Origin of the sequence: Micromonospora sp. NPDC049799, assembly GCF_040656655.1 — a bacterium.
Classification (GTDB): Bacteria; Actinomycetota; Actinomycetes; order Mycobacteriales; family Micromonosporaceae; genus Micromonospora.
Genome location: NZ_JBFAMU010000191.1, coordinates 1 through 9,116, shown reverse-complemented (window position 1 = coordinate 9,116; position 9,116 = coordinate 1). Strand labels below are relative to the sequence as shown.

Below are 9,116 nucleotides of genomic sequence, written 5' to 3'. Positions count from 1 at the left end.
CTCCCCCCGACGGGGGTCGTCCCTTTTCGGGAGAAGTGCTGCGTCGCAGGTCACAGGTCGTCTCCGTCCCCGTCGAAGCCGTCTGCCGAGGGCGTTTCCCCGGTCGGAGGCAGCCCAGAGGCAGCGGAGCGGTCGAACGCCTCCAGGACGCGGGCGGCGTAGTCGTCCGGGGTGTGCGTATAACGATTGAGCGTCGTGGACGCCTGCTCGTGGCCCATGACCCGCTGCACCAGGTTGATCGGCACGCCGTCGGTGACCAGCCAGGTCGCGTAGGCGTGCCGCAGGTCGTGGAACCGCATCCCGCCGACAGCCTTGGCCGCCACGCATGCGACCGCCTCCCGCTCGGTGGTGAACTCCGCCGACCACTCGATGCCCTCCCGGTCCGGCCAGGTCGCGCGGTACCGGTGTGGGCCGGTGTTGACGACCTGGCCGAGCAGTCCGGCGCGCACGAGCGAGGGCAGCCAGATCCGACGCCGGAAGTTCGACCGCCGCAGTGGGCGACCGACCCGGTCGCGGAAGACGAGCGTGCGCGGGTCCGGTTCGTCGGCGGCGGCGTGCAGCTCGCGGAGCACGGCCAGGAGGAAGCCGGGCAGCGGCACGGTCCGGACCCCGGCGCGACTCTTCGGGTACGGGCGCAGCACGATCCCGCCGTGAGTCTCCTCGGCCACCTGGACCACCCGCAGCGATGCCCGGTCGAGGTCGACCGAGGACCACGTCAGCCCCGCGCACTCACCCCAGCGAAGTCCCGCCCCGGCGGCGGCGGAGACGATGCCCCGGTGCCGAGGTGGAACGGCGGGCAACAGCCGGCCGAAGAAGTCTTCCCGGCTGATCGTGACCGGCTTGACGTCGCGGGACCGGTCACGCGGCAGCTTCACCCCCTCGGCGGGGTTGGTGGCGATCAGCCGGGCCTGTACCGCCGTCTTGAGGATCATCGACATCAGTTGGTAGCACTTGGCCACAGTGGCGGGGGCGAGTTCCCGACCGAGGCCGGTCACCCACTCCTGCACCGACATGAAGTCGACCTTCCCGAGCGGCCAGTCACCCCACTTCGGCAGGACGTGCGTCCGGAGCATGGAGACGGTCCGCTCAGTGGTCCGGGCCTCGACCGCCCGGGTGGCGAGCCACTGCTGAGTGAAGTCGCCGAAGCGGGTACGGCCAGCGTGCGGATTGACGTAGGTGCCCCGGTTCAGGCTGCCTTCCACCTCCGCCAGGAAGGCATTGGCCTCCCGCTTCGTGCGGAAGCTCTTGGACTTCTGCCCACCAGCAGGATCACGCCAGCAGGCACGGAAGGTGCCCGCCGGGGTCTTGCGGACGAAGCCCATCAGCGCCTCCGTCCGTGCTCGGTGCCGGTGGCGGCGGGCTGTTCCGTGACGCCGTCGAGCCAGGCGTGGAACCGGGCACGAGGGATGAGCCAGCGACCGCCGAGGCGGGTCGCCGGGATGGTGCCGTCACGGACGAGGGCGTAGGTGCTGCCGAGCGAGATGCCCAGCAGCTTGGCGACCTCCCGGACGGTGTAGGTGACCGGCTCGACGACGACCGTCCCGGTACGAGGGACGAGCCGGACGACCGGGCTGGGGCGGGCGGTGGCGCTCATAGCGGGTGACCTCCTCAGGTCTGTCGGATCAGGCGGCAGCCGGCACCATGCCGGCCGCAGTGGTGGCGAGTTCGTGGGCGAGTTCTTCGCGGCCGGTGGCTCGTCTCTCGCGGGCCATGGCGGCGGCGGTGTTGGCGAGCAGCGCGTCACCTGAGGTGTGCCAGCCGACGCCGGCGAAGGTGAGGGTGCCGACGATGAGCGTGGTGTCGTCCTGGTCGAGGTGGTCGACGGCCCGGAGGGTGTCGGTGTGCTCGTCGGCCTGGTGGTGGTGCTCGTGGCGGCGGTAGGCGATGCGGGTGTCCCGCAGGAGTTGGAAGGTCACCGAGTAGCGGCGGGCTTTGGTGAGGAAGTGGCCGCCGTAGCCGAGCATGTGAGCCCATCGCCGCAGCCGGGCATACGGGTTGCCCGGTGCTGGTCTGCTGGCGGGTTGGGCGTCAAGGGCGGCTTGACGCGCGGCGATGCAGGTGGGGCAGGCGGGGTATCGGGTGTGGGTGCCGCAGTCGGGGCACTGCCAGCGGTCGACGAAGCCGGGCCGGGGCCGGGGATCGCGAGGCCGCTCCGACAGAGGGACCGGGGTGCCGGTGGGTCGGCCGATGCGCCAGCAGGCGTCGATGAGGCGGGCGGTGTGGTCGCCGTCGGGGTCGGCGTAGGCCCCGATGCTGTCGGCGGTCAGGCGGGTGCTCGTGTGCCCGGTGGCCTCGGTGCTCTTGGTGGCGTACTTGGCAAGGTAACCGGCGACCATCCCATCGGTGACCTCACCCGTGCCGTCGGTGGCGATCGGCTCCAAGTCGACCTGCTCGCCCCAGGCGATCGACCAGCCGTCAGGCCGGTCCGGATGGCCGGGGCTCTGGAAGGCAACCTGTCGGGCGGCGTGGCGTAGCGCGTCGACGAGGTCGTCGATGGTGAACCCGGCCGGCGGCGGGATGATGGTGTCGGGGTCCTGGCCGTTGACGCCGTCGAGGCGGGCGATGGCGTGGAAGTGCACCGCTCCGCGTGCTTGGAGTTCGGCGACCTTGCCCGGTGAGAGCCGGACCGGCGGGACCTTGCGGATGTTGCCGGATGCGGTGATGACCTCGACGCGCGGGATGCCCCGTCGGCGTGCGAGCTTGGCGAGCCATCGTTCCGCGGCCTGTTTGGTGCGGTGCCAGAGTTCGCCGGAGAAGATGTTCCAGACGACCTGGTGGTCGTGGTCGTAGCAGTCCAGGCACAGCGGATGCCCGAGCACCGCGTCCCCGGGCTCGTGGCGGGCCCAGCACACCGCGGGCCGACCGTGGGCGCAGAGGCCGGCGTCGCGGCGGGCGTGGCACGGCTCCGCGCGGCAGTCGCAGCGCTTCCGGTTGCCGCAGGTGTGCCGCTTGACCACGCGAGCGTGCACGGGCCCGAAGGACGGTGCGGTGAAGGTGGCGAACACCGCCGGATGCGAGGCGACCGACTCGGGAACGCCTTTGCCGCCGACGAGGCCGGCGCGTAGGAGTTGGAAGGCGTCGCGTTGGTAGGTCTGCGCGCAGGACGGGCAGACGGTGGCGCGGCGGTTGCCGCAGGCGGTGTAGATCGCCGCGTCGGGCATGGCGTCGGTGTGCCGCTGGCCGAGGATCCGGCCGGTGCCCTGTTCGACGGTGAGGAGTTGGCCGGCGAGGCGGATGGGTCGGGTGCAGCCGGCGGCGGCGCGGACGTGTTCCAGCCATCCGAAGTAGTCGGATCGGGTGGCTCGTTGGAAGGCGGAGCCTTCGGCGGTGTAGTCGTAGACCGGCGGTGGGGTGTCGGCGTTCGAGCCCACACCCCGGGCCAGAGCGGTCCGGGGTGTGAGATCCAGCGTCGACGCCATTAGGCCGGCACCTCGGGGGTGCGGGTGGTGATGGTGCGTTCGGTGACGATGACCCGGCAGGCGCCGCACTGGCGCTTGGCCGGCTCGTGCCGGTGGCACGGAATCTGGATTAGGGTGTTGCCGCAGCGGATGGTGACCGGTGCGCGGCAGGGGCCGCCGGGGATGACGTCGACGACGGCCCGGCGGATGTCGTAGGGGTGGGGCTCCGGCTCGGCGGGGCAGGTGTGCAGGACCTGGACGATGTCGACGATGACGATGGTCACCGGGCACCGCCGATGGTGGCGAGGAGTTGCCCGGCGACGGCCGGGGTGACGTCGAGCCGGTCGGCCAGCTCGGCGGCGGTGATGGGTGCTCCGGTGGCCTGTTCGTGCTGCACGGCCGAGAACCTGGCCATGGGCAGCAGGTGGGCGGGAACGTCGACCGGCTCGGGGGCCGGCATGGTGACGGGCTCCGGCTCGGCAGTCGGCGCGGTGGCCGGTTCGGGGGCCGGGCTGGGTTCGGGTGCGGTGATGGCGGCCGGCGATGCCGGTTCGGTGGTGACCTGCTCGGCCACCTGGACGCGGATCGGCTCGGCCGGCTTGGCCGGCGTAACGCCCTCCGGTGATGCGGGGATGGGGGCGAGGACGAGTTTGACCAGGGCCATGAACGCCAGCGCCGGTACGGCGGACAGGAGCCAGCCGGAGATGCCGGGCTTGGCGACGGCGAGTTGCGCGGCGAGGGAGAGGCCGGCGGCGGCGATGAGCAGGGCCAGCGGGTAGCCGATGGGTGCGCCGGTGCGGCGGCGTCGGCGGATGGTGAGTAGGCAGGCGATGGGGACGAGTTCGGAGATGACGGCGTTGGCCCAGCCGAACCACTCGCCTGTGCCGGCGGGGGAGTTGGCGAGGGTCCAGTCCTTGACGTGGGTGAAGGAGGCGGCTCCGGCGAAGCCGGCGACGGTCAGGAGGATGAGGACCAGGACGACGCCTTCGATGCGGGTTGCAGTCGTGGGGGTTTTCATCGCGGGTCACCACCTGGGGTGGGGGCGGTCCAGCCGCAGACGTCACAGTCGGAGAAGCCGCAGTACTGGCAGCAGTCGGTGCGGTCGGTCGTGGTCATCGGCGTGTGGTCGGCGCAGTAGGAGTCGCCGCAGGGGCAGCGATCAGTGGTAGTCATCAGTGGCCTCCGTGGCAGTCGAGGCAGCAGCCGTAGCGGCGGGGGATGTAGTAGGGCTTCACCTGGCCGCAGTGCCGGCAGGTCCGCCGCGCTTTCAGGGCTTTGGCGATGGCCTCCCGCTGAGCGGGCGTAGCCACCCGCTTGGGTGCGGCGAGGTCGAGGCGGTAGAGGTAGGCGACCCGGCGGTTGGTGCGGTGTCGCCAGAGGATCTGGGCGACCGGGTCGTGCCCTCCGGGGCGAAGGCCAGCGGCCCGCAACTGTCGGCGGGTGGCCAGGCCATTGGGGGCGGCCCGGTAGGGGAAGGTGGGGAACCCGTAGCGGGTGCCGAGCGGGTCGTAGAACTCGACCCGGATAGCGGTGCGGTCGGCCAGGGCGTCGAGGTCGACGCTGCGCAGGTCGGTCATCACTTGTCTCCCCACCGCTGTTGGGCGGCCTGCCGGGAAATGCCGAGACGGGCACCGATCTCGGCCCAGGAGTAGCCGAAGGCCCGCAGGCCGATCACGGCTTCACCGATCGCGTCGTCGATGACCGATGACAGGGCGACGAGGTCGCGGAGGGCTTCCACGTCACCAGTGGCCACGCGGCGTCCGTGGGCGCGGATGATCCGCCGGGCGAAGCCGGCGAAGGCGTCGTTCTCGACGACGTCCCGACGCCGTTGCCGGGGCAGGTGGGGCGTCAAGGTCTTCTTGACGGTGTTCATCGGTTCTCGCCTCCGTCGGTGTGGAGGCGGTCCCACTGCTTCGCGGCGTTCTCCAGGGCGGCGATCACGTGATCGGCGGTGCAGGAGGGGTCGTCGTTCCACGAGTACGGGGAGGTGTGCTCGTCGATGACGAAGCCGTCCTCGTCGACGAGGAACAGCGGGTAGTGGGTGTCGAGGTAGTCGACGAACACGCCCAGGGCCGACAGGTAGTCAGCGAGGGTGTCGGGGGCGAGCTGGGAGAAGTGCTCCACCTTGTGGCCGGCGCAGGCGATGCCGATGGCCCCGGCGGCACAGGCCGGCGGGGTAAGGGTGTCGGTGGTGGTGTCGTAGTAGGTGCCCTGGTGCCAGCCGTGCCGGCGCAGGTAGAGGGCAGCCATCCGCAGCAGGTCAGCAGGGGTGACCTCAACGATGGTGGGTGGTTTCTGGGTAGCCTTCATGGCAGCCACGTCCTTTCAGAAGGGCTTGGTGGGAGGTCGGCAGGACCAGCTCTGCTGGCAGGCGAGGTCCTGGTCCTGTCGGCCGTTTTCAGGTGGTGCGCAGCCGCAGGTAGCGGCGCTGGCGGGTGTCGTCACCGCCCATCGCAGTGGGTGCGGAGGCGAAGACGAGTCGGCCGCTGGCCGAGGCGACCTGCACCATGGCCGCGATCTCGTGCGGCTGGGCGACGATCCACAGCTCGACGAACTGAGCGGCCCGTTGGTTGTTGGCACGCGCGTAGGCGCGCTCTCGGGTGGTCATGCCGCTGCTCCCAGGTCGAGGCAGGTGAGGTCCGGCACCAGGGCCGGTAACGGTCGGGGCCGGCGGATCCAGGCGGCGTAGTCGGCGATGCCGGCGATCTGGGCGTCGGTGAGGTAGGCGACCTTGATGCGGCGAGGAACGCCGCCTTCGGCGATCAGGTACGCGGCGCCCTGGTTGGTGGGGGCGATGTCGGTGGCGGAGTAGCCCTGCTCGGCCCAGCCGTGCCCGAGCACGATGTTCGACGAATTGGGTGTGGTGCAGCGGAACGCTGCGCGGTAGCCGAACAGGTCCCGCAGCGAGGTCGGGATGATGTCGAACGACGGCCGCTGGGTGGCCGCCACGACCGGGATGCCGGCGGCGCGACCGCGTGCGACCAGGTCGCGCAGGAGGGCGACGAACTCTTCCTGCTCCTGCTTGCTGCCGATCGTGGCGGAGTAGAAGGCGATCTCGTCGACCAGGACGGTGATGACCGACAGGCCGTCGGCGGCGGTGAGCTTGCGGCGTCCGTGGGCGCGGAGCCAGGCGTAGCGGTTGTTCATCACCTGCTGGAGCCGCTTGAGGACGTCGAGGGCGGCGGTGATGTCGGGGCCGATGAAGGCGTCGGCGACGTCTTCCCACTGGCCGAGTTCGACGAGCTTGCCGTCGAGCAGGACGAGGCGGGAGTCGACGCTCAGGGCGGCGTGGGCGGCAATGCAGTTGAGGAGGCCGGATTTGCCGCCGCCGGGTTCGCCGCCGGCGAGCAGGTTGCGGTAGGCGAGGGTGATGTAGACGGGCTGACCGAACTCGTCGATGCCGACGAAGATGGGGTCGAACATCGACAGGCCAGGCCCCACCGGAACCCCTGGTGTTGGGGCGGGTGCCGTGGTGGTCATGAGATGCCCTCCTTGGGCCGTTGAGTGGGCGCGGGAAGCCGCACGAACGAGCCGCAAGCAGCTCCCCGCGTCCAAGGTGTGATGGGGTTAGATCCAGTCGGAGACGTCGTCCTCAGGCGTGGAGGACGTAGCCGCGGGTTTGCTGCCGTTGGCCGTGTTGGTGGGAGCCGGCGGCTTCTTCTGCGCCGGCAGGGTGATGGTGGGGGCGTCGACGTCGGGCAGGTCCAGAGCCGTCGGGATCACCGGCGCAGGCCGGTCAACGGAGGGAGCGTCCGGGGTGATGACGTCGACCAGCGGGGAGCCCACCTGGGCGTTGAGCACCTCGCGGCGTTTGATGTCGAACCGCAGGTAGGCGGCGTTGCCGTCGGAGGCCCGCTCGATCAGGGCGGTGGCGGCGTGGCAGGCGACCGCGATCCGGTCGAGACGCCCTTCCAGATCGGCCATCGACAGGCCAGGCCGGAGGTAGACCCAGACCCGCTCACCGACCGGCGTGGGACGAGCCCACAGGATCAGCGGCAGGGATCCGGACTGGTTGGCGATGATGAACTGCGCGAAGCACACACGCAGCCGATGCCGGACGACCAGGCACCAGGTCCAGGCCACCAGGGCGCGGCGGGTGACCGGCAGGGCGGCGGGGACGCCGACGACCAGGGCGACCACCAGCAGGGTCACCACGGTCGGGGTGTGGTTGGCCAGCTGTACCCAGAAGGTGATGGCGGCGGTGGTGAGCACGATCTCGATGGACCACCACCACAGCAGCCGCAGCACCGGCCAGATCCGCACGAGGATCCAGGCGAGCCCGCCCAGCGGGACACCGATGGCCGCGCCCAGGAACAGGGCAAGGATGGGGTGAATGGAAGCAGCGGCCACCACGGCCGACAGAAAGCCGACGATGACCGCCGTCAGGATGAACGCCAACCGGGCGTTGCGGGCCGAGGAACGGTGGACCTTGGCCTCGATGACCGTGATGGTGCCGTTCGACTTTCCGAAGGGCCGGCGGGCGGTGGGCTTGCTCATGACGCCCTCCCCGTGTCGCCGCAGGCGACGCACCAGCAGTAGCCGTTGGAGTCGATGAGGGCGAGAGCGCCGGCCATGGTCATCTCGCAGCCGGTGCAGGCCACGACCATCGGAACACCGGCCTTCTCGTGGTCGGCCCAGGTGTATTCGGACTTGTAGCCTGCGCGGGCCTGCAAGAAGTGCAGTCCTGTCGGCAGGCCACTCGGGCGGGTAGGCTTGGACACGACGAGTCCTCCCAATCGCGAGTTGGGGTGGATGAGTTGGAGGGCACGGGGTCGGCAGATGTAGGAGTCGGACCGACCCCGCGCCAGCTCTTGCGGGGTGCCACCACCAGTCGTGGCAGCCGGGCCGGGAGCGTAGGAGTCTGAACCACTCCCGGACCGTTCTTCACTTGTTCAGCGGACCTCAGGCCGCTTCGCGCCTCAGCGCATCAGACACCAGAAGCTCACGCAGTGCAGATGAGCCAGGGACCTACTTCGCCGCCGAGGTACCAGCCTTCGGCTTCAGCGACACGGCACGGAACGCGACGCCGTTGCGCCCGTTGGTCGCCCACGGAATGGCCTCCAACTGCTCGACAGCGACGAGCTGCCCCACCGTCACGCCCGGCTTCTCACCCGCCGTGGTGACCGTGATGATCTCGCCGCCGGTCTCGTCGAGAACGAAGACCTGGGTCGACCACATGAGCCGGCCAGTGTTCTTCTCCGACCGCTGGTTGCCGTTCTGGTCGTTCTTCGGCTCCGGGTCCTTCGTCACCTGGACCTGCTTGCTCGCGGTGTCCACGTACAGCTTCACAACAGACCTCCTGTGTCTAGGCGCATCCCTTGTTGGATGACTGCCTCACCATCAAAGTACCAACTGAGTTGGTACTTTGCCAGACTCCCATCGGAACTTGTTCCGGTGTTCTGCTGGCACCCACAACGATGACCTTGAGTTGGGTAAAACGACAGGTGTCACTGCGGTGACAGGCCAAAGTCCCCTCGCCATGTCCCCTGAGCCGGGGCGATACTGGCTACATGGTTGATGCGGCTGCGGAACTCGATCGACCCGCTTGGGCGTCCCGACTCAGGGCCGAGCGCACTGCGCGTGGGTGGTCCCAAGGCGAGGCCGTGCGAGCGATGCGAATGCATGCGGCCGAGCAGCTACCCGCTGACAGCACGCTCCTACGGAACTGGAAGAGATGGGAGTCTGGCAGCTCGGAGCCTGACGGCTTCTACAAGGCGT

14 protein-coding genes are annotated in these 9,116 nt (G+C 69.9%); all 14 read right to left on the bottom strand.

Annotated elements, in window-relative coordinates; translation table 11 throughout:
- Positions 1-50: 50 nt before the first annotated feature.
- Positions 51-1,322, bottom strand: a complete 1,272-nt coding sequence (locus AB0I76_RS16130; protein ID WP_357035360.1) for a tyrosine-type recombinase/integrase — start codon at positions 1,320-1,322, stop codon at positions 51-53.
- A complete protein-coding gene (locus AB0I76_RS16125; RefSeq protein ID WP_155329264.1) occupies positions 1,322-1,594 on the bottom strand; it encodes a helix-turn-helix domain-containing protein in 273 nt (90 codons plus the stop codon). Before AB0I76_RS16125 ends, AB0I76_RS16130 begins: the two co-directional genes overlap by 1 nt.
- 28 nt (positions 1,595-1,622) lie before the next feature.
- The gene (locus tag AB0I76_RS16120) at positions 1,623-3,419 is read right to left on the bottom strand and encodes a replication initiator (protein WP_357035355.1); all 1,797 of its coding nucleotides are present in this window, start codon (positions 3,417-3,419) and stop codon (positions 1,623-1,625) included.
- A complete protein-coding gene (locus tag AB0I76_RS16115; RefSeq protein ID WP_357035352.1) occupies positions 3,419-3,682 on the bottom strand; it encodes a hypothetical protein in 264 nt (87 codons plus the stop codon). Before AB0I76_RS16115 ends, AB0I76_RS16120 begins: the two co-directional genes overlap by 1 nt.
- Complete coding sequence (locus AB0I76_RS16110; RefSeq protein ID WP_357035349.1) at positions 3,679-4,416, bottom strand: hypothetical protein; 738 nt, start codon at positions 4,414-4,416, stop codon at positions 3,679-3,681. The genes AB0I76_RS16115 and AB0I76_RS16110 overlap by 4 nt, the downstream gene beginning before the upstream one ends.
- Entirely contained in the window at positions 4,413-4,571 is a 159-nt protein-coding gene (locus AB0I76_RS16105) for a hypothetical protein (RefSeq protein WP_357035346.1), read from the bottom strand. The genes AB0I76_RS16110 and AB0I76_RS16105 overlap by 4 nt, the downstream gene beginning before the upstream one ends.
- Positions 4,571-4,975, bottom strand: a complete 405-nt coding sequence (locus AB0I76_RS16100; RefSeq protein WP_357035343.1) for an RRQRL motif-containing zinc-binding protein — start codon at positions 4,973-4,975, stop codon at positions 4,571-4,573. Before AB0I76_RS16100 ends, AB0I76_RS16105 begins: the two co-directional genes overlap by 1 nt.
- The gene (locus AB0I76_RS16095; protein ID WP_357035340.1) at positions 4,975-5,271 is read right to left on the bottom strand and encodes a hypothetical protein; all 297 of its coding nucleotides are present in this window, start codon (positions 5,269-5,271) and stop codon (positions 4,975-4,977) included. Before AB0I76_RS16095 ends, AB0I76_RS16100 begins: the two co-directional genes overlap by 1 nt.
- Positions 5,268-5,708 (bottom strand): hypothetical protein, encoded by a 441-nt coding sequence (locus AB0I76_RS16090; RefSeq protein WP_357035338.1) that lies wholly within the window; start codon positions 5,706-5,708, stop codon positions 5,268-5,270. The genes AB0I76_RS16095 and AB0I76_RS16090 overlap by 4 nt, the downstream gene beginning before the upstream one ends.
- A gap of 88 nt (positions 5,709-5,796) precedes the next feature.
- On the bottom strand, positions 5,797-6,006 hold the full coding sequence (locus tag AB0I76_RS16085; RefSeq protein ID WP_357035335.1) for a hypothetical protein: 210 nt from the start codon (positions 6,004-6,006) through the stop codon (positions 5,797-5,799).
- Complete coding sequence (locus AB0I76_RS16080) at positions 6,003-6,878, bottom strand: FtsK/SpoIIIE domain-containing protein (protein WP_357035332.1); 876 nt, start codon at positions 6,876-6,878, stop codon at positions 6,003-6,005. Before AB0I76_RS16080 ends, AB0I76_RS16085 begins: the two co-directional genes overlap by 4 nt.
- A gap of 87 nt (positions 6,879-6,965) precedes the next feature.
- Complete coding sequence (locus tag AB0I76_RS16075) at positions 6,966-7,895, bottom strand: hypothetical protein (protein WP_357035329.1); 930 nt, start codon at positions 7,893-7,895, stop codon at positions 6,966-6,968.
- Positions 7,892-8,119 carry a hypothetical protein gene (locus AB0I76_RS16070; RefSeq protein WP_357035326.1) on the bottom strand — a complete coding sequence of 76 codons (228 nt, stop codon included), beginning with the start codon at positions 8,117-8,119 and terminating at the stop codon, positions 7,892-7,894. The genes AB0I76_RS16075 and AB0I76_RS16070 overlap by 4 nt, the downstream gene beginning before the upstream one ends.
- A 247-nt stretch (positions 8,120-8,366) precedes the next feature.
- On the bottom strand, positions 8,367-8,687 hold the full coding sequence (locus tag AB0I76_RS16065) for a hypothetical protein (protein WP_357035323.1): 321 nt from the start codon (positions 8,685-8,687) through the stop codon (positions 8,367-8,369).
- Positions 8,688-9,116 lie beyond the last annotated feature (429 nt).

What these genes read in the sequence shown, in the direction of transcription:
- AB0I76_RS16080 (WP_357035332.1), bottom strand. Translation starts at nt 6,878, where the DNA reads ATGACCACCACGGCACCCGCCCCAACACCAGGGGTTCCGGTGGGGCCT.
- AB0I76_RS16105 (WP_357035346.1), bottom strand. Translation starts at nt 4,571, where the DNA reads ATGACTACCACTGATCGCTGCCCCTGCGGCGACTCCTACTGCGCCGAC.
- AB0I76_RS16110 (WP_357035349.1), bottom strand. Translation starts at nt 4,416, where the DNA reads ATGAAAACCCCCACGACTGCAACCCGCATCGAAGGCGTCGTCCTGGTC.
- AB0I76_RS16100 (WP_357035343.1), bottom strand. Translation starts at nt 4,975, where the DNA reads ATGACCGACCTGCGCAGCGTCGACCTCGACGCCCTGGCCGACCGCACC.
- AB0I76_RS16095 (WP_357035340.1), bottom strand. Translation starts at nt 5,271, where the DNA reads ATGAACACCGTCAAGAAGACCTTGACGCCCCACCTGCCCCGGCAACGG.
- AB0I76_RS16090 (WP_357035338.1), bottom strand. Translation starts at nt 5,708, where the DNA reads ATGAAGGCTACCCAGAAACCACCCACCATCGTTGAGGTCACCCCTGCT.
- AB0I76_RS16125 (WP_155329264.1), bottom strand. Translation starts at nt 1,594, where the DNA reads ATGAGCGCCACCGCCCGCCCCAGCCCGGTCGTCCGGCTCGTCCCTCGT.
- AB0I76_RS16120 (WP_357035355.1), bottom strand. Translation starts at nt 3,419, where the DNA reads ATGGCGTCGACGCTGGATCTCACACCCCGGACCGCTCTGGCCCGGGGT.
- AB0I76_RS16075 (WP_357035329.1), bottom strand. Translation starts at nt 7,895, where the DNA reads ATGAGCAAGCCCACCGCCCGCCGGCCCTTCGGAAAGTCGAACGGCACC.
- AB0I76_RS16130 (WP_357035360.1), bottom strand. Translation starts at nt 1,322, where the DNA reads ATGGGCTTCGTCCGCAAGACCCCGGCGGGCACCTTCCGTGCCTGCTGG.
- AB0I76_RS16085 (WP_357035335.1), bottom strand. Translation starts at nt 6,006, where the DNA reads ATGACCACCCGAGAGCGCGCCTACGCGCGTGCCAACAACCAACGGGCC.